The sequence below is a fragment of the Brevundimonas sp. DS20 genome (assembly GCF_001310255.1).
Lineage (GTDB): Bacteria > Pseudomonadota > Alphaproteobacteria > Caulobacterales > Caulobacteraceae > Brevundimonas > Brevundimonas aurantiaca.
Genome location: NZ_CP012897.1, coordinates 892,437 through 914,994, shown reverse-complemented (window position 1 = coordinate 914,994; position 22,558 = coordinate 892,437). Strand labels below are relative to the sequence as shown.

Genomic DNA, 22,558 nt, shown 5'->3' with positions numbered 1-22,558 from the left:
CAAATCCCGGCGTAGACGCATGACCACCATCTATCCCGTCATCATGTGCGGCGGCTCCGGCACGCGCCTCTGGCCCGCGTCCCGGCCTTCGCGCCCAAAGCAGTTCATCCCCCTGGCGGGCAACAGGTCGCTGTTCCAGGAAACCGCCGCCCGGGTCGCCGAACTTGCGGGTGAAGACGGGGAACTGGTCGTGGTGGGCGGCGCGTCTCACAAGCAGACGATACTGGATCAGCTCGAAGAAATTGGCGTCACAGCCGCCGTGATTCTGGAGCCTGAGGGACGTGACTCTTCTGCGGCCATGGCCGCCGCCGCCTTGTGGACGGCGGGACGCAAACCGACCGCCGTCAACCTCTTCGTCGCGTCGGACCATCATATCCCGGACGCCGGAGCCTTCCGGCAATCCATTGCGGAGGCGGTCGCCGCAGCGGCTGAAGGGCGCATCGTCACCTTGGGAGTCGTTCCTTCAGAGCCCTCTTCCGCCTACGGCTATATAGCGCCGACAGGTCTCGGGCTTTCGAACGTGCTGGCTTTCGTAGAAAAGCCCGATCCGATCACCGCCCAACGATACATCGCTGAGGGCTACCTCTGGAACAGCGGCAACTTCATTGTTCGTGCTGATGTCTTGGCCCAAGAGATCGCTGATCGCGCGCCTGCCGTCGGAGAAGTGGTTCGTGTCGCTTTGGAACAGGCGGAAAGCGACGGATCGTGCTTGACTCTAGGCGACGGCTTCAAATCGGCTCCGAAAATTTCAATCGACTACGCCGTCATGGAAAAGACGACCCGAGCGTCTGTCCTCCCTGTCAAATTCGAATGGTCTGATCTCGGCGCCTGGGACGCCGTGCATGCGTCGGGCGAGGGCGATGTGGGCCTTCATATACTGGAAGATTCCGAAGGCTGTTTGGTCAGGGCTTGCGACGGCGTCATGGTGGCGGCCATAGGACTGAGAGATGTCGGCGTCATTGTCGAACGAGACGCGGTCCTGGTCACCGATCTCAAACGAAGCCAGGACGTCAAGCGTGTCGTCGAGCGACTGAGGATCTCGTCGCCGCAGCATCTCGATTTTCCGGCCGATCCTTCTCCTGAGTCTTTAGAAGCCGGCGCCGCCCGCCTCGCCACCTGGATGAGGCAGGCTGCCCTGCCGATCTGGTCGACGCTCGGCCAGGACGCGGCGGGCGGGTTTGAAGAGGTCCTCGCGCTGGACGGCCGCCAAATCGCTACGCCACGCCGCGCGCGCGTCCAGGCCCGCCAGTTGCAGGTGTACGCCGAAGCAGGTCGGCAGGGCTGGCGTGGGCCTTGGAGATCTGTCGTAGCCAGCGGCCTTGATCGTCTTAGGCTATCCTACTTGCGACCGGACGGACGTATGCGCACGCTGCTGTCGCCTGAGGGGAGGCCGCTCGACGAAACCGCCATGGTTTACGATCAAGCATTTTTGATTTTTGCCCTAGCAGCCATCTCCGAGGCCACGGAAAATGTTGAGTTGGAGCGTGAGGCGGCGGAGATTCACAATCTCCTGATCCAGACAGCGGACGCCCAAGGGGGGATTAAGGAAGCGGGAGGCCATCCATATCAGTCCAACGCCCACATGCATCTTTTGGAGGCGGCCCTGGCCTGGGAGCAGAGCGGCGGCAAGCCGCTCTGGAGCGCTTTGGCCGATCAGATTGTCCTCCTGGCACGCACCCGTTTCATCGACGCAGAAACCGGCAGCCTGCGCGAGTATTTCAACTCCGACTGGTCGCCTGCCAGCGGCGAGGACGGTGAACTGATCGAGCCCGGCCACCAGTTCGAGTGGGCATGGCTACTGGCGCGATATGGTAAGGCTCGAAAGGATTCGAAGGCGATCTCGGATGCATGGCGGCTTTACGAATCCGGCTTGCGTGGCGTCCCCGCCAAGCGAGGCGTCGCCATCGACGCAATGAACATGGACGGAAGCGTTCGCAATGGACGCTCTCGGCTTTGGCCCCAGACCGAATGGCTAAAGGCGTCTCTAATCCTTGCAGAACTAAACGAGGGGGGGCGACGGAATGATTGCCTCGAACAGGCAGCTCACGCACTGCGAGCGCTATGGCGGTATTTAACGCCGCAAGGTCTTTGGCGCGACAAGATGCTCGAAAATGGAAGCTTTATTGACGAGCCCGCGCCAGCAAGCTCTTTCTACCACATTATGGCAGCTTATTGTGAGTTGCGGCGGACCATGGCCGTGCTAAAATTTCCTAACTCCAAGAGTATCGATCTATAATCTTGATCTAAGAACAGAAGAAAGACACTAACAACATGAAATAGGAAAACATAAACCCGCCAGATAAAACCTAGGATATTATGACTGGCTCTGATCGAGCAATCACAAGATCACAAGCGCTCAAATTACCCAGTTGATTACACTCGACAGGCACAATTTCAGACGAAACAGAAATCCGCCAAAATTTGAACCCCATTTGGCTGAGACGATCCGCGAACTTTTGGGGGTCAGCTCTCGAACGCATCTGCACTACGTCCCACTCGATACAGAGAATAATATCCGGCTGCCTTAAGAGATTTTCCGCGCCGCCCAGGATCAAGGGTTCTGAGCCTTCGGCATCAATGCGCAGCAATCGGACAGTCGGCAGGTTGAGATCATCTAACCGAACGGTTTCCACCTCGAGCACCTGCGTGTCATTACCAAGCGTGTTTTCTCCGACGTAAATGTGGCCGCCACCCCCGTATTGCCTGGATGTCGAAAAGCGGACGAGACCGGAAGCATCACTTGCGGCCTTTTGAACGATTTGCACCCATGGCGCATAGCCGTTCAATCTGACTGATCGAGCGGATAGAGTTGCAAGCCTTGGATTGGCTTCAAAAGTGAGAACGCTTCCCTGCCGCCCTACCCGGTGAGCCATCTCAAGCGTGTAGAATCCTACGTGTCCACCGACCTCCACGACATGATCGCCAGGCCTGAGTAAACTCAATACGACTCTCTGAATCCAAGGCTCCCAAGTTCCGTGAGCAATGAGATGCGCGCATACGCTCTCCTCAAGCGGATCAACATAAATGTAATGACCACTCTTAAGTCTCGTCAGAGCCAGACCTTCTCCAAGGTAAAAATAAGGCCTATCGGTAGCCAAATTACGTTCGACAACTCTTTTCGAGCCTCGCGCCCGGAACAATGACTTCAACGATTTTTTCATAGCGCTTTCCGGCTCAAATGCGGATCAGGCGTCTGATCCCAACCCCGCCCCTCGGCTAATTTGGCCGCTTAGCTGATTGACACAGATCAAACAACTGCAAATAGCTAGATACTGTCTGTAGAATAGGCATAGATTGCGGTCGGGCGCGGCGCCCCTGAATGTTTGGCAACCATCCTTACTCTGCACGAGCCAGATTCACTGTCGCAAATCCACGTCTAATTTGGGTGCCGACTGCGCGGCTCACATTCGTCGCCAACTGACCAAATGACGGCGTAGCGACCTCTGCAGTCTCGCCATCGTCATTCGAACCGTCTAGAAGTTCCGCTCTTACTCAACGGCTCAGGGTCCGCCCGCCTCCATGCGCATCGTTCTGGCCACCGACGCCTGGGAACCTCAGGTCAACGGCGTCGTCCGCACCCTGACCCGCACGGTCGCGGAATGCCGCGGCATGGGCCATGAGGTAGAGGTCATCGAGCCCAGCCTGTTCAAGACCATCCCCTGCCCCACCTATCCGGAAATCCGACTGGCGCTGGGGGCCGAGGAAGAAATCCGCGAAATGCTGCGGGCCTTCGAGCCGGAGGCCGTCCATATCGCCACAGAGGGGCCGATCGGCATCGCCACGCGCCGCATATGCGTGGAATGGAAACTGCCCTTCACCACCAGCTACCATACCAAATTCCCGGAATATGTGTCGGCGCGTTTCCCGATCCCGGTCCAGGTCGGCTACGCCTATATGAAGTGGTTCCACAAGCCGTCGGGCCGTCTGATGGTGGCGACCCCGACCTTGCGTGACGAACTGGTCGAGCACGGCTTCAAGAACGTTTCGCCCTGGTCGCGCGGCGTGGACACCGAGGTGTTCCGGCCCGACCTCGAGCCCATCTATGAGGAGGTGGGCGCAAAGGACTGGCCCCGCCCCTTCTTCCTGAACGTCGGCCGGGTGGCGGTTGAGAAGAATATCGAGGCCTTCCTGGAGCTGGATCTGCCCGGCACCAAGATCATCGTCGGCGACGGCCCCGCGCGCGCGGAACTTCAGGAAAAATACCCCGAGGCCAAATTCCTGGGCGCGCGCTTCGGCGGCGAACTGGCTCGGTGCTTCCGGGACGCCGACGTCTTCGTCTTCCCCAGCTGGACCGACACCTTCGGCCTGGTGATCCTGGAGGCCATGGCGGCGGGCACGCCGGTCGCCGCCTATCCCGCCCACGGGCCGATCGACATCATTCCCGGGTCAAACGCCGGGGTGATCGACGACGATCTGAAGACCGCCTGCCTGAAATGCCTTGATCTGGATCGGGGGACGGTCCGGGCCTATGCGCAGAAGTTCAGCTGGCGGGCTTCGGCCGAGCAGTTCGTGGAGAATCTGCAGGCCTATCCTGAGCCCGAACGCGGCCGTTTCTGGCGACGCCTGCGCCGCATCGCCCGAATCCGCAAACGCGCCGCCGCTTAGCTCTGCGCGGCCGGCAACTCTCACCACCGATAAACTTACGCCTTCAAGGACGCTCCATGCTCAAGCCCCGCCAGGACCTGAAGCCGAACACGGCCGCCTATGAAACAGAACCCTTGGTGAAGCCGACGGGATTTCGCGAATACGACGCGCGCTGGATTCTGGAAAAGGAAATCAATCTTCTGGGGATTCAGGCCTTGGGGTTGGGGCTGGCGACCTATGTCCACGAGATCGGCGTGGCGCCGAAGATCGTCGTCGGCCATGATTTCCGCGGCTACAGCCTCAGCGTCAAACAGGCCCTGATCATCGGCCTGTTGGAAGGCGGGATGGAGGTCCTGGACGTTGGTCTGGCCCTATCGCCGATGGCCTATTTCGGCCAGTTCGCCCTCAAGGCGCCCTGCGTGGCCATGGTCACCGCCAGCCACAACGAGAACGGCTGGACCGGGGTGAAGATGGGCGCGAACAAGCCCCTGACCTTCGGCCCCGACGAGATGGGGCGGCTGAAACAGATCGTGCTGAACGGCGAGGGCGTGGCGCGACCGAACGGCAAACTCGTCCGGGTCGAGGACTTCCGGGAGACCTATGTCGCCGACGTCGCTTCCAAGGTGCAGATCAAACGCCCGCTGAAGGTGGTCTGCGCCTGCGGCAACGGCACGGCCGGCGCCTTCGCGCCCGACGCCCTGCGCCGGATGGGCGTCGAGGTGATCGAGATGGACACAGACCTCGACTACACCTTCCCCAAATACAATCCGAACCCGGAAGACCACGCCATGCTGGTGCAGATGGCTGAGCGGGTGAAGGAGACCGGCGCCGACCTGGCCCTGGGCTTCGACGGCGACGGGGATCGCTGCGGCGTGGTCGATGACACGGGCGAGGAGATCTTCGCCGACAAGATCGGCCTGATGCTGGCGCGCGACCTGTCCAAGGTCCACCCGAACAGCACCTTCGTCGTCGATGTGAAGTCGACCGGCCTCTACAAGACCGACGAGATCCTCAAGGCCAACCGCGCCGAGGTGGTCTATTGGAAGACCGGCCATTCCTACATCAAGCGCAAGACGGCCGAACTGGGCGCCCTGGCCGGGTTCGAGAAGTCGGGCCACTTCTTCATGGCCGGCGACCTGGGCCACGGCTATGACGACGGCCTGGTGGCGGCAGGCGCAGTCCTGGCCATGCTGGATCGCAATCCCGGCAAAAAGCTCAGCGAGCTGAAGGCGGCCCTGCCCGACGCCTGGACCAGCCTCACCATGTCGCCCCATTGCGACGACGAGCTGAAGTACGGGGTGCTGGAGCGGATCGTGAAGGAATACGCCGATCTGGCCGCAGCGGGCGGCGAGATCCTGGGGCGCAAGATCGTCGAGGCCATCACCGTCAACGGGGTGCGGGTGCACCTGGAGGACGGCTCCTGGGTCCTGGTCCGCGCCTCGTCCAACAAGCCGGAGCTGGTCGTGGTGGTCGAGAGCATGCGCTCAGAAGACGACATGCGCGACCTGTTCCGCAAGGAGATCAAGCCGCGCCTGGCCGCCTATTCCGAGATCGGCGCCTTTAATCAGGAAATCTAAAAAGGCTGAACCAATCCGGCCGATCGTCGCTTCTTGCAGGTCTGCTGCTGGAGGTGGGGTTGCCGCGCTATTTCTTTCATACCCAGAACGGGGACCGCATTCGCGACGACCAGGGCGAGGACCTGCCGAACGTCGACGCCGCACGAGAGGAGGCGGTCACGATCCTGGGGGAAATTCTGCGCTATCGCAGCGCCGGATTTTGGGACACGGGCGTCTTCAGCGTCATCGTCACCGATGCAGAGGGCGTGACGGTGGTCAGCGTTACGGCCAAGGCGTCCCAAGAGGCCCCCCAGGGTTGGGCCTTGGCGGACGCCGACGAATGAACGCCGTCCCAACCGATCCGACCATAAGAACCCTGGTCGATAAGCTGGCGCTTCGCGACCGGCTGTCGCCCGAGGAGATCGCCGCCCTGGACAAGGTGCTCGGTCCGCCGAGGGAGGTCCGCAGCGGGGCGGACTTCGTCCAGCGCCACGGCCATCCGACCCACAGCACCCTTCTGATTAGCGGCTTCGCAGCGCGCCATGTGTCCCTCGCCGACGGCGGCCGGCAGATCACCGAGATCAATGTCGATGGCGACTTCGTCGATCTGCACAGCCTGCTGATGAAGCAGATGGATCACGGCGTGCAGGCCCTGACGGACTGCGTCATCGCCCAGGCGCCGCACGCGGAACTTATCGCCCTTACGGAAAATCACCCGCATCTGGCCCGACTGCTGTGGCTGGACACCTTGATCGACGCGGCGATCCACCGGCAGTGGCTGGCCGTCATCGGCCGCCGCAGCGGCCTCGGCGGCCTGGCCCATCTGTTGTGCGAACTCTATTTGCGCCTTGAGGTCGTGGGACGGGTGGAAGACCGAAGCTTCAGGCTTCCACTGACGCAATCCGTACTGGGCGACATGCTGGGCCTGTCGACGGTCCATATCAATCGTCTGGTCGCCGAGCTGCGCGCCCAGGGCCTGGTCAACTGGACCGGCGGCCAAGTCGAAATCCTGGATTGGCCGCGGCTGGCCGCGATCGCGGAATTCGATCCCGCCTATCTGCGTCTGCAGCGAGAACCGGTGTGACTCGCGCCCCGCGCGTCACTCCACCGTGACGGACTTGGCCAGATTGCGGGGCTGATCGACGTCCGTGCCTTTCTGAACGGCCGTGTAGTAGGCCAGAAGCTGCATCGGCACGGCGTAAACCAAGGGCGCGATCAGGGGATGGCAGTCCGGGGCGTGGATGCGGCGGATGCCGGCGCCGTGCGGATCGGGCGCCTTTTGCGGGGCGATCATGATCACCGGGCCGCCGCGGGCGGCGACTTCCTGCAGGTTTGAGGCGGTCTTTTCGAACACATCGTCCAGGGGGGCCAGGGCGATGGTCGGGGTTTCCTCGTCGATCAGGGCGATCGGGCCGTGCTTCAGCTCGCCGGCGGCGTAACCCTCAGCGTGGATATAGCTGATCTCCTTCAGCTTCAGGGCGCCCTCCATGGCCAGGGGGAACATGGCGCCCCGGCCCAGGAACAGGACGTCGTCGGCCTTGGCCAGATCCTGGACCACGGCGCGGATGCTGGCGTCCATACGCAGGGCTTCGGCAATCAGGCGAGGGCTTTCGAACAGGGCCTTGACCAGTTCGGCTTCCTGGGCCGCATCGATCCGACCGCGCGCCACGCCGGCCGCGACGGCCAGGGCCAGCAGGGCCGCGACCTGGGCGGTGAAGGCCTTGGTGGAGGCCACGCCGATCTCCGGCCCGGCATGGGTGGGCCACAGCACCTCGGCCTCTCGCGCCATGGAGGAGGAGTGGACGTTGACCACCGCGGCCGTCTTCAGCCCCTGGGCCTTGCACCAGGTCAGGCTGGCCAGGGTGTCGGCGGTCTCCCCCGACTGGCTGACGGCGACGGCCAAGGTCTTGGGCGACACCGCCGGCGAGCGGTAGCGGAACTCGGAGGCGATCTCGACGTCGCAGGGCAGTCCCGCCAGCTTCTCGAAGGCATAGCGACCGATCTGGCCGGCGTAGAAGGCGGTGCCGCAGGCCACGATCTGAATCCGCTCGACGGCGGCGAAGTCGACGGCGTTCGTCTTGGCCTTTCCGGTCACCAGATCGAGGTATTCCGACAGGGTGTGCTGGACGCTGTCGGGCTGTTCATGGATCTCCTTTTCCATGAAGTGGCGGTATTCGCCCTTTTCGACCATGGCCGAGGAGGCCGAGACCTGGACGACGGCCCGTTCGACCGGCCTGCCCGCGACGTCGAACATCTGGGCGCCGGTTCGGGTGACGGCGACATAGTCGCCCTCTTCCAGATAGCTGATCTTCTGGGTGAAGGGCCCCACGGCCAGGGCGTCCGAGCCCAGATACATCTCGTCCTCGCCCCAGCCGACGACCAGGGGGCTGCCGCGACGGGCGCCCAGGATCAGATCGTCCTCGCCGTCGATCAGCACCGCGAGGGCGTAGGCGCCGGTCAGACGGTCCAGGGTGATCTTGAACGCCTCCAGGGGGCTACGACCGGTGTTCAGCTCGGCATCCAGCAGGTGGGCGATGACCTCGGTGTCGGTCTGGCTTTCGAAGACATGACCCTCTGCGGCCAGTTCCGCCTTCAGCTCGGCGAAGTTCTCGATGATGCCGTTGTGGACCAGGGTGACGCGGCCGGCCTTGTGCGGGTGGGCGTTGGCGGTGGTGGGCGCGCCGTGGGTGGCCCAGCGGGTGTGGCCGATGCCCACGGTCGCCTTCAGCGGCGCTTCGGCCAGGACGGCTTCCAGATTGCGGATCTTGCCCTGGGCGCGGCGGCGCTCGACCGCGCCGTCCACGACGGCGGCGACCCCGGCCGAGTCATAGCCCCGGTATTCCAGCCGTTTCAGGCTGTCGATCAGCCGGGGAACGACGGGTCCATTGCCGGTGACGCCGATGATGCCGCACATGCGCTGGGAACTCCGAAGAAGAAGGAAACAGAAGGGCGCCGCTTTGCACTGGCGGCGATCCGGGGCTAAGCCACGCATCGAGCCCCACCGGCCGTCTAGGCAATCTTAAGGCGGACTGCATCAAAAATGGGGTTTCGGAACGTTACCCGAAACGAAGGACGACGCCTTGGGCGACAGGAAATATTTCGGCACCGACGGCATTCGCGGGCGCGCCAACACCTATCCGATGACGGCCGAGGTCGCGCTGCGCGTGGGGCTGGCCGCCGGGAAACTGTTCCGCACCGGCGACGACCGTCGCCATCTGGTGGTGATCGGCAAGGACACGCGCCTGTCGGGTTATACGATCGAGCCGGCCCTGGTCGCCGGTTTCGCCTCAGTGGGCATGGACGTGCGCACCTTCGGCCCGGTGCCGACGCCGGGGGTGGCCATGCTGACCCGGTCGATGCGCGCCGACCTGGGGGTGATGATCTCAGCCTCGCACAATGACTATGCCGATAACGGGATCAAGCTGTTCGGGCCGGACGGCTACAAGCTGTCGGACGAGATCGAGCTGAAGATCGAAGCCCTGATGGACGACGGTCTGGACCAGGGGCTGGCGCCGTCGAACAAGCTGGGTCGGGTCAAGCGGATCGACGACGCCCAGGCCCGTTACATCGAGATCGCCAAACAGGCCTTCCCCAAGCGGCTGAGCCTGCAGGGGCTGCGGATCGCCGTCGATTGCGCCAACGGCGCCGGCTACAAGGTCGCGCCCACCACCCTGTTCGAACTGGGGGCCGAGGTCTTCCCCGTGGGGGTGGCCCCGAACGGGACCAATATCAACGCCGAATGCGGCTCCACCCACCCGCAAACCCTGGTCGAGGCGGTCAAACGCTACCGCGCCGACATCGGCATCGCCCTGGACGGGGACGCCGACCGGGTCATCATCTGCGACGAGAAGGGCCAGGTGGTGGACGGCGACCAGATCATGGCCCTGGTCGGCCTGGACTGGGCCCGGCGCGGCCGGCTGGCGGGCGGCGGGGTGGTCGCCACCGTCATGTCGAACCTGGGGCTGGAGCGGCGGCTGAAGGCCGAGGGCCTGACGCTGGAGCGGACCAAGGTCGGCGACCGCTATGTGATGGAGCGGATGCGCGAGGGCGGGTTCAACATCGGCGGCGAACAGTCGGGCCACATCATCCTGCACGACCACGCCACTACCGGCGACGGCCTGATGGCGGCGCTGCAGGTGCTGGCGGTTCTGGTCGAGTCCGGCAAGCCGATGAGCGAACTGGCCCGCCAGTTCGACCCGGTGCCGCAGAAGCTGGAGAATGTGCGCTTCACCGCCGCAAAGCCGCTGGAGAACGAGAAGGTCAAGGCGGCGATCGCTGAGGCCGAGGCGGCGCTGAACGGCTCGGGGCGGCTGCTGGTGCGGCCCTCGGGCACGGAGAAGCTGATCCGGGTCATGGCGGAAGGCGACGACGCGGCCCTGGTGAAGCGGGTGGTGTCGGAGGTTTCGGCGGCGGTGAAGGCGGCGGGGTGACTTTCAAGACCCTCTCCCGCTTGCGGGGGAGGTGGCCCGGCGTTCGCGAAGCGAACCAGGGTCGGAGGGGGAAGTCTTCTTTCTTGCAGAAGCGGAACTTCCCCCATCGTCAACCGTCTCGCTGCTCTCTACGAGCTGACACTTCCCCCGCAAGCGGGGGAAGGTGGTCTGCGCCTGTCCGCGATTTCACTTGCGGGTCGAGACGACCGGCGCTCCATTGGGGTCAGACATACTCGCTGGGGCCTTCCATGATCGACCGTCGCCGCCTTCTTCTGTCCGCCGCTGCGGGCGCGGGTCTCGCCGCCGCCCACGGCCAGGCGTTTGCGCTGAACGCCCCGGCCGGCGACGCCGCCCAGTCCAAGGCCGCCCTGGCCGCCTTCATGGACCAGGCGTTCGAAAAGACCCTGGACCTCAGTCCCGAAACCGTGACCGCCTTCGGCCTGGACGCCGGCGCGCGCGCGGCCGCCAAGTCGCAGTTGACCGTTCCGACTGCCGAGAACGAGGAGAAGTTCCGCGCCTTCACCAGAGCCCAGCGGGCCGCGCTCGGCGCTCTGGATCGGTCGTCCATGGACGCCCAGGACGGCATCTACTACGACACAATCGCCGATAATCTGGACGGGGTGATCGCCACCTTCGCCATCCCCTACGGCCAGGGCGGCTGGCCCAATCCCTACCGGGTCAGCCAGCAGGGCGGGGCCTATCAGTCGACGCCGGACTTCCTGGCCAACCAGCATACGATTGAGACGGCCGAGGACGCCGACGCCTATGTGGCCCGCATCTCCGCCTTCGCCGACGTCCTGACCGCCGAGACCGAACGTCTGCGCGAGGACTACGCCCTGGGGGTGATCCCGCCGGACTTCATCCTGGCCAAGGCCATCGGCCAGCAGGACGGGATTCTGGCCACCGCCGCCGCCGCCTCGCCCATGGTCGCCTCGGTGGTGGACCGCACGCGGGCCAAGGGCCTGTCGGGGGACTGGGGCGCCCAGGTCGAGGCCCTGCTGACCCAAAAGGTCTATCCCGCCCTGTCGGCCCAGAACGCCCTGCTGAAGGCCGCCCTGCCGCGCGCCGGGCACGAGGCCTCGGTCCGCCGCCTGCCGCAGGGCCAGCAGTATTACGCCAACAGCCTGCGCTTCATCACCACCACCCGGCTGACGGCGGACGAGATTCATCGCACCGGCCGCGCCCAGATGGCCGAGCTGACCGCCCGCGCGGACACCCTGCTGAAGGCCCAGGGGCTGACCCAGGGCGCCGTGGCGGAACGGATCCGCGCGCTCGGCCAGGACCCGAAATACGTCTATCCGAACACCGACGCCGGAAAGGCCGAGCTGATCGAGAAGCTGAACGCCCAGATGGCCGACATGCAGGCCCGTCTGCCCGGCGCCTTCGGCCGCCTGCCCAAGGCTTCGGTCCAGATCAAGCGCGTCCCGCCTGCGGTCGAGGCTGGCGCGCCCATGGGCTACTACAACTCGCCGAGTCTGGATGGGTCGCGGCCGGGCATCTACTGGATCAATCTGAAGGACACGGCGGAATGGCCGTCCTGGACCCTGCCGACCCTTACCTATCACGAGGCCGCGCCGGGCCACCATTTGCAGATCAGCCTGCAACAGGAGAGCGCGACGGCGCCCAAATATATGAACCTGCTGGGCTTCTCGAGCTATGCCGAAGGCTGGGGCCTGTACGCCGAACAGCTGGCGGACGAGCTGGGGGCCTATGAAAACGATCCGATCGGCCAGATCGGCTATGTCCAGTCGCTGATGTTCCGGGCGGCGCGCCTGGTGGTGGACACCGGCATCCACTCCAAGGGCTGGAGCCGCGAACAGGGCATCCAGTACATGATGGAGGCCTATGGCGATCAGGAAGGGGCCGCTGTGTCCGAGGTCGAACGTTACTGCGGCTGGCCCGGCCAAGCCTGCGCCTACAAGGTCGGCCACAATGAATGGGTCCGCCTGCGCGAGAAGGCCAAGACCAGCCTGGGGGCCAAGTTCGATCTGAAGGGTTTCCACGACACGGCCCTGGCCGCCGGGGGCGTGCCCCTGTCGGTGCTGGAGCGGATCGTGGACGGCTGGATCGCAACCCAGGCTTAGTAGGGGACCCTAGTCGGCGACTGTCAGCCCGTCGATCCGGCGCAGGCGATTGTGGATGTCGGTGGCGGCCACAGCCGCCTCGGCGGTGGCGACGGCGATCTGGTTGAGGCCGCGCACCACGTCGCCGGCGGCGTAGAGGCCGGGCACGCTGGTGGCCTGATGCAGGTCGACTTCGAGCCGGCCGTCGGCGGCCAGCCGGGCGCCGAGGCCCCGCGCCAGTTCGGCGTTCGGCGACACGCCCAGGGCGGAATAGACCAGGTCGAAGGCGCGGGTCCGGCCGCCCCAGCCCAGGGCCGTGACCCGATCCTGTTCCAGCACGACGCTTTCGAGCGGCGCCGCAATCAGCTCGACGCCCAGCCGGCGCAGTTCGTCGCCCTGGGTCAGGGCGTCGGGCGGGCCGATATGGATCAGGGTCACCCGGTCCGAATAGGTGCGCAGGAAGGCGGCCTCGCGCGCGCCCTTGTCGTCCTGTCCGATCACCGCCACGGCCTTGTCCGTCGCCTCATAGCCGTCGCAGATCGGGCAGATGCGAACCAGCGAGCGCTGAACCGCCCGTTCCACGCCGGGCAGGTCGGGGTGGTGATCCACGACCCCGGTCGCCAGGAGAACCGCCCGCGCGGGCATCGACCGGCCGCCGATCCGGGCGACGAAACCGTCGCCCGCGCCGGTCAGAGTCTCAACCCGTCCAGCCTGGATGACCGCGCCGAACTCCTCGGCCTGCTCGCGCATCCGCTTCAGGATGTCGGCGCCGGAGACGCCGGAGGGAAACCCCGGCATATTGTGGCTCAAGGGAATCCAGCAGGCGCGGGGTTCGCCCGCGTCGATCACCAGGGTGCGCCGTCTGAACCGGCCCAGATAGGTCGCGGCCGTCAGGCCGGCGGGCCCGGCCCCGATGATCAGAACCTCGGGGTCCGTCATCGGGTGCGCCAGGCGACGGGCCACAGATCGGACGGCACGCCGGCGCATTCGCCCATGACGCTTTCCTGCGTCAGCGTGAAGCCCTGCCCCGTCCAGGCCCAGGTCTGGGCCGCGCCGCAGTCGCCGATGCCGCGCCCCTTGGCGAAGGCCGACAGGGTGCGGGTCTTGGGATCATAGGCGCCGTTGACGGTCGCATTGTCGGGCGTCACCGGATCGGAGCCAGGGCCTTCCGTTCCGGCGAGGATCGCAGGACGAGGATCGCGACCGCCCGGCCCCGTCAGATACCAGTTGTGAGTGACGTTATAGGCGCCTGCGCCACAGGGCACGCCCCACAGCTCGGTCCGCGCGTCCAGTCGGGCTGACATGACCATGTCGCTGACGGCGGGCATGGCGGACTCTTTCAGGCAGTTTCCGACCTCGGTGCGGGCGCGCAGCGCGGCGGGCACACGCTGGTTCTGATCACCGAACCCCGACTGGTCCACGGCCGGAGCGGGGGTGACGGTCGGCAGCGGCGGCGCGACCGGGACGAGGGCGGCCGGACGGGAGCCGCGTCGGATCAGGGCGGTGGGCGTGTCCAGACGGCCCTGTTTCTCGTCGATCCACAACAGGGCGGCGGCGGCGCCGTGCAGCGAGACTTCCTGGGTGGAGGCGCCGCGAATGGTCATGACCTTTCCCTGGGCAAGGGCGTCAAGGGCGCCGCGGACCCCAGTGCGGATTTCGCCGATGGGCGCGTCGGCGTTGCTCGCCTCGCTGAGCGCGGCCGGATAAGCGCGGCCGTCGATGGTCAAGCCGAGGGGGTTGGCGCCCTTGGCGTCGCCGTCGGGCCAGTAGCCGAAGAGGATTTGCGGCTGGGCGTCCGGTCCGGGCGCCAGGGCGATGCGGACCCAGCCGGCGGCGAACTCGGGCGCGAAGCCGAAGGCCCAGCAGGTCCCGTCATTGCCGCAGGTGGCGCGCCAGTCGCGGAAGGTCTTGGTCTCGGGGCGAATTTTCAGCACCGGCGCGGCGAGAGCGGGCGCGGCCGGACTGGCGGCCCTGGTCGCAGAGGGCGCCTGGGCCGCATCCTTATCGCCGCACCCGGCGACGGCGAACGCAGCCAGAACAAGAGAGGACAGGGGGACGCCGCGCGACAGTGCGTTCAGCTTCATGCCTTCTTCAACTCCGACGGCTTGTGCGCTGCGCGTGCGCCGGTCTTGGCGCTTTCGACGATATACTCCGGATTGTCCTCGGAGGCCGCAACCTTGTGGCCCTTGATCCTGGTTTCGGAGGTCACCTTCTTGACCACCTTGCCGGTCGTCACGCCCTGGCTGTGGTCCCATTTCACCTTGTCGCCGGCCTTGAAGGTCTTTTCTGACATGGTTGCGCTTCCTGCTGCATCGTTTCCTGCTCAGCGATCAGCCTGCGCATCAGTTCCGCATCGACCACCGGCGGCGCCTCGCAGAAGGTGACGATCCACCGATCCACCAGTTGGCGTTCTTCCTCCGTCATCCTGGCGTCCGTCCTTGTTGCTAGGCTAAGGAGAAGGCCAAGGGCGCCAAAGGGTTCAGGCGGGATCTGCGTTATTCCGCGCGCCGACGACGGGCGGCGGGGTTTGCGCGGGCGCTTGGCCTCGCTATACCGCCGCCACGACATTCCCTTCCCACAGTCACAGGCGGACCGCACGCATGGCCAAGATCAAGGTCGAAAACCCCATCGTCGACATCGACGGCGACGAAATGACCCGCATCATCTGGCAGATGATCAAGGACAAGCTGGTCTTCCCGTTCCTGGATCTCGAGCTGGACTACTACGACCTGGGCATGGAGAACCGTGACGCCACCGACGATCAGGTGACGATCGACGCGGCCCACGCCATCCAGAAGCACGGCGTCGGCGTGAAGTGCGCCACCATCACCCCGGACGAGGCCCGGGTGAAGGAGTTCGGCCTGAAGAAGATGTGGAAGTCGCCGAACGGCACCATCCGCAACATCCTGGGCGGCGTGGTCTTCCGCGAGCCGATCATCTGCTCGAACGTGCCGCGCCTGGTGCCGGGCTGGACCCAGCCCATCGTCGTCGGCCGTCACGCCTTCGGCGACCAGTACAAGGCCACCGACTTCCTGATGCCGGGCGCCGGCACCCTGACGATCAAGTTCGTCGGCGACGACGGCCAGGTGATCGAACATGAGGTGTTCAAATCGCCGGGCGCCGGAGTCGCCATGGGCATGTACAATCTGGACGACTCGATCCGCGACTTCGCCCACGCCTCCTTCGCCTACGGCCTGGCGCGCAACTATCCAGTCTATCTGTCGACCAAGAACACGATCCTGAAAGCCTATGACGGTCGCTTCAAGGACATCTTCCAGGAGGTGTTCGACGCCGAATACGCCGAGGAGTTCAAGAAGCGCGGCCTGACCTATGAGCACCGCCTGATCGACGACATGGTCGCAGCCGCGATCAAGTGGTCGGGCGGCTTCGTCTGGGCGTGCAAGAACTATGACGGCGACGTCCAGTCCGACGTGGTGGCCCAGGGCTTCGGCTCGCTGGGTCTGATGACCTCCGTGCTGATGACGCCGGACGGCAGGGTGCTGGAGACGGAAGCCGCGCACGGCACCGTCACCCGCCACTATCGTCAGCACCAGAAGGGCGAGGCCACCTCGACCAACTCGATCGCCTCGATCTTCGCCTGGACCCGCGGCTTCAAACACCGCGCCAAGCTGGACGGCAACGAAGCCCTGGGCGTCTTCGCCGACACCCTGGAGAAGGTGGTCGTAGAGACCGTAGAGTCGGGCGACATGACCAAGGACCTGGCCCTGCTGGTCGGCGATCAGCAGGGCTGGCTGACCACGGAGGGCTTCCTCGACAAGGTCGCCGAAAACCTGAAGGCCGCCCTGCCGGACGTCGGCTGAGCCCGTCCTCAAGCCGCTCACAGCGCGGTAGGACGACAGCCGTCCTCAAGCAGCGCGAAGCGCGGTAGGACACCAAGAGAGAGAGAGAGAGAGAGAGAGAGACAGCCCCGCCGGATCCGTCCGGCGGGGCTTTTCGTTGCGTCCTCCGATGGGCCGTGCATGATCGGGCCCACTGTGGGGGAAGCGACGTGAAACGGTTGTTCGGCAATCTGGTGGTTCTGGCGCTCGTGACGGCGGTCGCGGCCTTTTTTGCGGCGCCGGCGGTGGGCTTTTTCGCCATCCGGTCGGCGGCGGAGGCGGGCGACGTCCAGGGCCTGACCCGGCTGATCGACTTCCAGGCCGTTCGCCAGTCGTTGCGGCCGCAGCTGAGCGGCGGGGTTCAGGCGCCGGCGCCCTCCTTCCTGGAAGACCCGATCGGGGCGGTAAGGCGCCAGATGGAGCGGAACCCGGTGCTGAACGCCCCGGACGTGGACGCCTATCTGACCCCGGCGGCCATCTCGGCCCTGACGCGGGGCGAGGGGCGCTACGCCAGCCACTGGTCCGGAGCGGTTGCGCACCCGGCGGCGGCGGACACACCCAAGCCCTGGCCTCAGCCGGTGTTCTGGAGCGTTAACCGGGCGCGGATGGCGGTTCAGGACCAGGGCGGATCGCGCACCGTCTTCACCTTTGAACGGCGGGGGCCGTTCGAATGGGTGTTGGTCCAGATCGGCCTGCCCGATGGGGCGGCGCCCGCCGCGCCCGCACCGGCCAAGCCCTCGTCGAAACCCTAGACGCAACATCCCGCCCGTCTCGACGTTTCGACTGAAGGAGCACCCATGAAGAAGATCGCCATTGGTCTGGTCGCGGCCATTCTGGGACTGGCCCTGGTCGCCTGTTTCATCTCGCCCTTCGTGGCGGCCCAAAGGCTGATCCGCGCGGCGCGGATGGGGGATGTGGCCGGCCTGGAGCAGACGGTGGACTTCCCGGCCTTCAGGGCCAGTCTGAAGGCCGAGCTGAACGCCCGGGCGGCGATGGAGATTCGCGACCGGACCGGCGAGAACCGGGCTCTGGCCGCCCTGGGCATGATGCTGGCCCCGTCCCTGGTCGAGGGCGCCGTGGACGGCCTGGTCACGCCGGAGGGCGTAGCCGCCATGGTCCGGTCGGGCGACAAGCCCCGGCCCGAAAAACCGGTCCCCTCGGCCGACACGCCGGCGGCTCCGAAGGAGCGGATTCATCAGTCCTGGGCCTATCGCGGCGTCAACCGGTTCGCCGTCACCCTGACCCGCGACGACCGACCCGACGACCCCCTGGTGCTGATCATGGAGCGGCGGGGGCCGTTGAGCTGGAAACTGGCGGGGGTGGATCTGACGCCGGACCCGATGGGCTAGGCGCGGCGATCGCCCTCTCCGTCGCTGGATCGCTTCGCGATCGACGCGACACCTCTCCCGCAGGCGGGAGAGGGTCGGGGTATGCTCAGGCCTTCAGCGCCTCGCGGACGGCGGTGAGGCCGTCTTCGGCCTTGGAGCCGTCGGGAGCGCCGCCTTGGGCGAAGTCGGGCTTGCCGCCGGCGCCTTGTCCCCCCATGGCGATGACGGCGGCGCGGGCCAGGTCTGCGGCGTTGACGCGGTCGGTCAAATCAGAGGTGACGGCGACGGTGACGGCGGCCTTGCCCTCAGTGACGCCGATCAAGGCGACGACGCCGGTTCCGACCTGTTTCCTGAAGTCCTCGGCCACGCCGCGCAGCCCCTTGCCGTCCACCCCGTCCAGGACGCGGGCCATCAGCTTGATCCCCCCGATCTCTTCCGGCGCGGATGACCCGCCCGAACCTCCGCCCAGGGCCAGTTGCTTCTTCAGCTCGGCGACCTGTTTCTCCAGCGTCTTGACCGAACCCTGAAGGGCCTCGACCCGAGCGGGCACGTCGGGGGTCTGGATCTTGAAGTCGCGGGCCAGCTTGCGGGCCACGCCGGCCTGACCTTCCAGATAGAGGCGGGCCGCCTCGCCGGTCAGGGCCTCGATACGGCGGACGCCGGCGGCGACGCCGGTCTCCTGAACAATCTTGAACAGGCCGATGTCGCCGGTGCGGGCGACGTGGGTGCCGCCGCAGAGTTCGACCGAATAGGGGGCGTTGTCGCTGGTCAGCGACCGGCCCAGCGTCAGCACCCGGACCTCGTCGCCGTATTTCTCGCCGAACAGGGCGATGGCGCCGGCGGCGATGGCGTCGGCGGGGGCCATCAGCTTGGTCTCCGCCGGGACGTTCTGGCGGATGACCGCGTTGACCTCGGCCTCGATGGCGGCCAGCTCGTCCTCGGTCACGGGGGCGCCGTGGCTGAAGTCGAAGCGCGCGCGCTCAGAATCGACCAGCTGGCCCTTCTGGGCGACCGCCGGGCCCAGCACATTCTTCAGGGCCGTGTGCAGCAGGTGAGCGGCCGAATGGTTGGCGCGGGTGGTCATACGCTTGTCGGCGTCCACCAGTTGGGCGACGCGGGCGCCCATCTCCAGCCGGCCGGCCGTGATCTGGACCGACAGAACGTGCAGGTCGCCGGCGTGCTTCTTGACGTCGAGAACTTCGGCCTCTCCGCCCGGCCATTCCAGCGTCCCCTGATCGCCCGTCTGACCGCCGCTTTCGGCGTAGAAGGGGGTCGTATCGAGCAAGACCTCGACGATCTCGCCGGCCTCGGCCGCCTCGACGGGCGCGCCGCCGTTCATGACGGCCAAGACCTCGCCCGAGCCCTCGAGGGAGTCATAGCCGGTGAAGACGGTCGGTCCCATGCGGTCGCGCACGGCCAGCCATTCGCCGGCGTTGGCCGACTGGCCCGAGCCCTTCCAATTCTCGCGCGAGCGCTGGCGCTGTTCGGCCATGGCGGCCTCGAAGCCGTCCACATTGACCGAGAAGCCGCGGCGACGGGCCTCGTCCTGGGTCAGGTCCAGCGGGAAGCCGTAGGTGTCGGACAGGGTGAAGGCGGTCTGGCCGTCCAGCATGTCGCCCGGCTTGAAGCCCTGAACCGCCGTGTCGAACAGGGCCATGCCGCGGCCGAGCGTGGTGCGGAAGCGGACCTCTTCCTGTTTCAGCGTGTCCTCGATGAAGGGCTGGGCGCGGGCCAGTTCCGGATAGGCGTCGCCCATCTGATCGACCAGGGTCGGGACCAAACGGTGCATCAGGGGATCGGCCGCGCCCAGCAGGTGGGCGTGGCGCATGGCGCGGCGCATGATCCGACGCAGCACATAGCCCCGGCCCTCGTTCGACGGCGTCACCCCGTCGGCGATGAGGAAGGAGGAGGAGCGCAGGTGGTCGGCGATGACCCGGTGGCTAGCGGCCTGGTCGCCGTCGGCCTTGGTCGATGTGGCCTCTTCCGAGGCGGCGATCAGGGTCTTGAACAGGTCGGTCTCGAACACCGAATGCACGCCCTGGAGCACGGTGGTCATCCGCTCCAGCCCCATGCCGGTGTCGACGCTGGGCTTGGGAAGGTTGCGAACGATCTGGTCGTTCTCCTTCTCGAACTGCATGAAGACGTTGTTCCAGATCTCCACGAAGCGGTCGCCGTCCTCGTCCGGCGAGCCGGGAGGGCCGCCGGCGATCTTATCGCCGTGGTCCCAGAAGATCTCGGTGCAGGGGCCGCAGGGGCCTGAGTCGCCCATGGCCCAGAAATTGTCCGAGCCGGCGATGCGGATGATCTTGTCGTCGGAGAAGCCGGTGACCTTCTTCCAGATGGCGGCGGCCTCGTCGTCATCGATATAGACGGTGACCAGCAGGCGCTTGGGATCCAGATCGAAGTCCTGGGTCACCAGTTTCCACGCCCGGTCAATGGCGTGTTCCTTGAAATAGTCGCCGAAGGAGAAGTTACCCAGCATCTCGAAGAAGGTCAGGTGGCGGGCGGTGTAGCCGACATTGTCCAGGTCATTGTGCTTGCCCCCGGCGCGGACGCATTTCTGCGAACTGGTGGCGCGCGGATAGGGCGGCTTGGACGCGCCGGTGAAATAGTCCTTGAACGGCACCATGCCCGCATTGACGAACAGCAGGGACGGATCGTTCTGCGGCACCAGCGGCGCCGAGTGAACCTTCTCGTGACCGTCGGCCGCGAAGAAGTTCAGATAGGTGGCGCGGATCTCGTTCAGGCTGGGCATTTGGGCGTGTCTTCGGCTCGGCGGTCGCTAAGGAACCGGCGTCATATAGGGTTTTGTCGGGGAACGCATCATCTGGGCGAGGTGGGGGCGAGGCGGGGCGATTTCCTGGGTTCGACCCATTTCGGCATCAATGTGCGGTGGGGCTAGATCTGCGCCTGACTATTACGCAGACGGTGCCCAAGACCCTGGGCGCGGTCAGCATTACCCTCTGGTGCCCCTAGCGGGGTGTCCTCCCCCCACCGCACTGCCATACATAGCATCAGCGAAAGTCAGCGTCTGCTGTGGCTACGATTAGATAAGACGCCTCACGACCCGTTGCGGACATTGGCATGAGTGCTTTCCCGTGGAAGGTTAGTAGCCATGCTTGAACTCGACGATAACCGCTGGTCTGAACTCACTCACGCTTACGGGGCGGCATCGGACATTCCCGATCTTCTCCACGCATTGGCGAAACGGCCAGAGCAGCAGGGTCCAAACGACGAGCCGTGGCTTACGCTTTGGTCGAGCCTTTGCCATCAAGGCGACGTCTACACCGCGTCATACGCAGCGATCCCGCATGTCGTGGAAATCGCGCTATCACAAGCGAACCCGATTGATTTCGGCTTTTTGCTCTTTCCGGCGTCGGTTGATGTGGCTCGGACAAATGGTCGAGGGCCAGAGGTGCCGGACTTTCTCCTGCCCGCCTACGACTTAGCCATCTCTCGCCTGCCGGACTGTGTGCTCGCTCATCGAGGCGAGAGTTGGAGTCGAGACATGACTGTCGCCGCTATGGCCGCCATGGCTGTCTCGAAAAGTCACCATGCGCTCGCGGAGGCGGTCATGAACCTTGACGAGGATTGGGTTTCCAAGATCAACAACGGCGACTGGGACTGATCGGAAGGTCCTCCAACCACCCCGAACAGCCCTTCGGAATGTCTGCGTTCTGCACAGCCGACGAGGCCTAAAAGCCAAAGGCCAGCCTCACACCCGCGGCGGCGGGCCGAACTTGCCGGACTGGTAGTCCTGAATGGCCTGGATGATTTCCTCGCGGGTGGTCATGACGAAGGGGCCGTGGCTGAAGACCGGCTCCTTGATCGGTTCGGCGTGGCCGAGCAGGACGACGGCCCCGGTCTTGTCTGTGCTTTGGGCCGTGATCTCGACCGCGTCGCCGTCGCCCAGGGCGGCCAGGTTCCATTCGGGCACGGGGGTTCCGGCGACCGACACCTGGCCCTTGATCGCATAGAAGAAGACAGTGCGGCCGGGCGCGATCGGGACTTCGAACCGAGCGCCGGCGGGCATGCGGACGACGGCCAGATGGATGTCGATCAGCGACTGGATCGGCGCCTTGACCCCCAGCCATTCGCCGGAGACCGGCTCGACCACCACGCCGCCCTCGGTGGTGAAGGTGGGGATGTCGGCGGCCTGAAGCCCCACATAGGCGGGCCGGGTCATCTTCAGCCGGGACGGCAGGTTCACCCACAGCTGCAGGATCTCCATCGGCCCGCCGTCGCGCTTGAAGTCGGCCGGCGACAGTTCGGCGTGGATCAGGCCCGAGCCGGCGGTCATCCACTGGATCCCGCCCGCCTTGATGATGCTCTCGCCGCCGCCGGAGTCGTTGTGGGCCAGCTCGCCGTCCAGAATGAAGGTGACGGTCTCGAACCCCCGGTGCGGGTGGGGGCCGAAGGGCAGGCCGGCGTTGTTCGGCGGATAGGTCTGGGGGCCGTGATGGTTCAGGAACAGGAAGGGATCGACCTGATCCAAGCCCGGACCGGGCACCGGCCGACGCGTGATCAGGTCGCCGATGTCATCCCGGTGGGCCGGATGCAGCCGAAGGACGGGGCGGGGCGTGGTCTCGGTCATGGGGTCCATATAGGGGCAGGCGCGGCTTTGGCGAGCTTGGCGGCGCGCAGCGATCCAAAACCCAGGGCGCCGCGTAAAACCTGCATCTCAGGCGGAGCGTGGATCGATCATGCCTTGAATATCGCGATTTCGACACGCATCGGCCTGAGCGACGCTAGAATCCG

The 22,558-nt window shown here is 65.6% G+C and carries 19 protein-coding genes; 11 read left to right on the top strand and 8 right to left on the bottom strand.

Annotated features, from left to right (window positions below; translation table 11 throughout):
* Positions 1 to 19 precede the first annotated feature (19 nt).
* A complete protein-coding gene (locus tag JL11_RS04370) occupies positions 20 to 2,236 on the top strand; it encodes an AGE family epimerase/isomerase (protein WP_227976034.1) in 2,217 nt (738 codons plus the stop codon).
* A gap of 70 nt (positions 2,237 to 2,306) precedes the next feature.
* Here JL11_RS04370 and JL11_RS17100 read toward each other — a convergent pair whose 3' ends face one another.
* A complete protein-coding gene (locus tag JL11_RS17100) occupies positions 2,307 to 3,161 on the bottom strand; it encodes an FkbM family methyltransferase (protein ID WP_082382588.1) in 855 nt (284 codons plus the stop codon).
* 358 nt (positions 3,162 to 3,519) lie between these two features.
* Here JL11_RS17100 and JL11_RS04365 point away from each other — a divergent pair, with 358 nt between their 5' ends.
* The 4 genes from JL11_RS04365 to JL11_RS04350 are packed head-to-tail and all read left to right on the top strand — an operon-like array spanning position 3,520 to position 7,224.
* Positions 3,520 to 4,605, top strand: a complete 1,086-nt coding sequence (locus tag JL11_RS04365) for a glycosyltransferase family 4 protein (protein WP_054764579.1) — start codon at positions 3,520 to 3,522, stop codon at positions 4,603 to 4,605.
* Positions 4,606 to 4,661: 56 nt separating this feature from the next.
* The gene (locus JL11_RS04360; RefSeq protein ID WP_054764578.1) at positions 4,662 to 6,161 is read left to right on the top strand and encodes a phosphomannomutase/phosphoglucomutase; all 1,500 of its coding nucleotides are present in this window, start codon (positions 4,662 to 4,664) and stop codon (positions 6,159 to 6,161) included.
* A 59-nt stretch (positions 6,162 to 6,220) separates the two neighbouring features.
* The gene (locus JL11_RS04355) at positions 6,221 to 6,484 is read left to right on the top strand and encodes a DUF6894 family protein (protein WP_054764577.1); all 264 of its coding nucleotides are present in this window, start codon (positions 6,221 to 6,223) and stop codon (positions 6,482 to 6,484) included.
* A complete protein-coding gene (locus tag JL11_RS04350) occupies positions 6,481 to 7,224 on the top strand; it encodes a Crp/Fnr family transcriptional regulator (RefSeq protein WP_054764576.1) in 744 nt (247 codons plus the stop codon). Before JL11_RS04355 ends, JL11_RS04350 begins: the two co-directional genes overlap by 4 nt.
* A gap of 15 nt (positions 7,225 to 7,239) precedes the next feature.
* On the opposite strand, the gene glmS is transcribed toward JL11_RS04350, so the two are convergent.
* A complete protein-coding gene (glmS, locus tag JL11_RS04345) occupies positions 7,240 to 9,054 on the bottom strand; it encodes a glutamine--fructose-6-phosphate transaminase (isomerizing) (RefSeq protein WP_054764575.1) in 1,815 nt (604 codons plus the stop codon).
* 166 nt (positions 9,055 to 9,220) lie between these two features.
* Here glmS and glmM point away from each other — a divergent pair, with 166 nt between their 5' ends.
* Together glmM and JL11_RS04335 are read left to right on the top strand one after the other, a co-directional pair.
* On the top strand, positions 9,221 to 10,570 hold the full coding sequence (gene glmM, locus JL11_RS04340) for a phosphoglucosamine mutase (protein WP_082382587.1): 1,350 nt from the start codon (positions 9,221 to 9,223) through the stop codon (positions 10,568 to 10,570).
* A 248-nt stretch (positions 10,571 to 10,818) separates the two neighbouring features.
* A complete protein-coding gene (locus tag JL11_RS04335; RefSeq protein WP_054764574.1) occupies positions 10,819 to 12,654 on the top strand; it encodes a DUF885 domain-containing protein in 1,836 nt (611 codons plus the stop codon).
* 9 nt (positions 12,655 to 12,663) lie between these two features.
* On the opposite strand, the gene JL11_RS04330 is transcribed toward JL11_RS04335, so the two are convergent.
* The 4 genes from JL11_RS04330 to JL11_RS17365 are packed head-to-tail and all read right to left on the bottom strand — an operon-like array spanning position 12,664 to position 15,057.
* Positions 12,664 to 13,572, bottom strand: a complete 909-nt coding sequence (locus JL11_RS04330; protein ID WP_054766809.1) for an NAD(P)/FAD-dependent oxidoreductase — start codon at positions 13,570 to 13,572, stop codon at positions 12,664 to 12,666.
* Positions 13,569 to 14,717: a DUF1176 domain-containing protein gene (locus JL11_RS04325; RefSeq protein ID WP_054764573.1), complete on the bottom strand. Its 1,149-nt coding sequence runs from the start codon at positions 14,715 to 14,717 to the stop codon at positions 13,569 to 13,571. Before JL11_RS04325 ends, JL11_RS04330 begins: the two co-directional genes overlap by 4 nt.
* A complete protein-coding gene (locus JL11_RS04320; protein WP_054764572.1) occupies positions 14,714 to 14,926 on the bottom strand; it encodes a DUF2945 domain-containing protein in 213 nt (70 codons plus the stop codon). The genes JL11_RS04325 and JL11_RS04320 overlap by 4 nt, the downstream gene beginning before the upstream one ends.
* Positions 14,890 to 15,057 carry a hypothetical protein gene (locus tag JL11_RS17365; RefSeq protein ID WP_156314147.1) on the bottom strand — a complete coding sequence of 56 codons (168 nt, stop codon included), beginning with the start codon at positions 15,055 to 15,057 and terminating at the stop codon, positions 14,890 to 14,892. Before JL11_RS17365 ends, JL11_RS04320 begins: the two co-directional genes overlap by 37 nt.
* Positions 15,058 to 15,233: 176 nt before the next feature.
* Here JL11_RS17365 and JL11_RS04315 point away from each other — a divergent pair, with 176 nt between their 5' ends.
* The 3 genes from JL11_RS04315 (at position 15,234) to JL11_RS04305 (ending at position 17,821) form a co-directional block, all read left to right on the top strand.
* Positions 15,234 to 16,454 (top strand): NADP-dependent isocitrate dehydrogenase, encoded by a 1,221-nt coding sequence (locus tag JL11_RS04315; protein ID WP_054764571.1) that lies wholly within the window; start codon positions 15,234 to 15,236, stop codon positions 16,452 to 16,454.
* Positions 16,455 to 16,642: 188 nt separating this feature from the next.
* A complete protein-coding gene (locus tag JL11_RS04310) occupies positions 16,643 to 17,224 on the top strand; it encodes a DUF2939 domain-containing protein (protein ID WP_054764570.1) in 582 nt (193 codons plus the stop codon).
* Between the two features lie 45 nt (positions 17,225 to 17,269).
* Positions 17,270 to 17,821, top strand: a complete 552-nt coding sequence (locus JL11_RS04305; protein WP_054764569.1) for a DUF2939 domain-containing protein — start codon at positions 17,270 to 17,272, stop codon at positions 17,819 to 17,821.
* Between the two features lie 85 nt (positions 17,822 to 17,906).
* Here JL11_RS04305 and alaS read toward each other — a convergent pair whose 3' ends face one another.
* On the bottom strand, positions 17,907 to 20,555 hold the full coding sequence (gene alaS, locus JL11_RS04300; RefSeq protein ID WP_054764568.1) for an alanine--tRNA ligase: 2,649 nt from the start codon (positions 20,553 to 20,555) through the stop codon (positions 17,907 to 17,909).
* A gap of 360 nt (positions 20,556 to 20,915) precedes the next feature.
* Between alaS and JL11_RS04295 the strand changes: the two genes are divergently transcribed.
* Positions 20,916 to 21,428 (top strand): hypothetical protein, encoded by a 513-nt coding sequence (locus tag JL11_RS04295; RefSeq protein WP_054764567.1) that lies wholly within the window; start codon positions 20,916 to 20,918, stop codon positions 21,426 to 21,428.
* A gap of 87 nt (positions 21,429 to 21,515) precedes the next feature.
* On the opposite strand, the gene JL11_RS04290 is transcribed toward JL11_RS04295, so the two are convergent.
* The gene (locus JL11_RS04290) at positions 21,516 to 22,394 is read right to left on the bottom strand and encodes a pirin family protein (protein ID WP_156314146.1); all 879 of its coding nucleotides are present in this window, start codon (positions 22,392 to 22,394) and stop codon (positions 21,516 to 21,518) included.
* Positions 22,395 to 22,558 lie beyond the last annotated feature (164 nt).

Bases quoted from the DNA above. Each gene is read 5' to 3' on its own strand.
- JL11_RS04350 (WP_054764576.1), top strand. From the start codon at position 6,481: ATGAACGCCGTCCCAACCGATCCGACCATAAGAACCCTGGTCGATAAG.
- JL11_RS04365 (WP_054764579.1), top strand. From the start codon at position 3,520: ATGCGCATCGTTCTGGCCACCGACGCCTGGGAACCTCAGGTCAACGGC.
- JL11_RS04305 (WP_054764569.1), top strand. From the start codon at position 17,270: ATGAAGAAGATCGCCATTGGTCTGGTCGCGGCCATTCTGGGACTGGCC.
- JL11_RS04320 (WP_054764572.1), bottom strand. From the start codon at position 14,926: ATGTCAGAAAAGACCTTCAAGGCCGGCGACAAGGTGAAATGGGACCAC.
- JL11_RS04290 (WP_156314146.1), bottom strand. From the start codon at position 22,394: ATGACCGAGACCACGCCCCGCCCCGTCCTTCGGCTGCATCCGGCCCAC.
- JL11_RS04370 (WP_227976034.1), top strand. From the start codon at position 20: ATGACCACCATCTATCCCGTCATCATGTGCGGCGGCTCCGGCACGCGC.
- JL11_RS17100 (WP_082382588.1), bottom strand. From the start codon at position 3,161: ATGAAAAAATCGTTGAAGTCATTGTTCCGGGCGCGAGGCTCGAAAAGA.
- JL11_RS04335 (WP_054764574.1), top strand. From the start codon at position 10,819: ATGATCGACCGTCGCCGCCTTCTTCTGTCCGCCGCTGCGGGCGCGGGT.
- alaS (WP_054764568.1), bottom strand. From the start codon at position 20,555: ATGCCCAGCCTGAACGAGATCCGCGCCACCTATCTGAACTTCTTCGCG.
- JL11_RS04360 (WP_054764578.1), top strand. From the start codon at position 4,662: ATGCTCAAGCCCCGCCAGGACCTGAAGCCGAACACGGCCGCCTATGAA.
- glmS (WP_054764575.1), bottom strand. From the start codon at position 9,054: ATGTGCGGCATCATCGGCGTCACCGGCAATGGACCCGTCGTTCCCCGG.
- JL11_RS04325 (WP_054764573.1), bottom strand. From the start codon at position 14,717: ATGAAGCTGAACGCACTGTCGCGCGGCGTCCCCCTGTCCTCTCTTGTT.
- JL11_RS04315 (WP_054764571.1), top strand. From the start codon at position 15,234: ATGGCCAAGATCAAGGTCGAAAACCCCATCGTCGACATCGACGGCGAC.
- JL11_RS04330 (WP_054766809.1), bottom strand. From the start codon at position 13,572: ATGACGGACCCCGAGGTTCTGATCATCGGGGCCGGGCCCGCCGGCCTG.
- JL11_RS17365 (WP_156314147.1), bottom strand. From the start codon at position 15,057: ATGACGGAGGAAGAACGCCAACTGGTGGATCGGTGGATCGTCACCTTC.
- JL11_RS04295 (WP_054764567.1), top strand. From the start codon at position 20,916: ATGCTTGAACTCGACGATAACCGCTGGTCTGAACTCACTCACGCTTAC.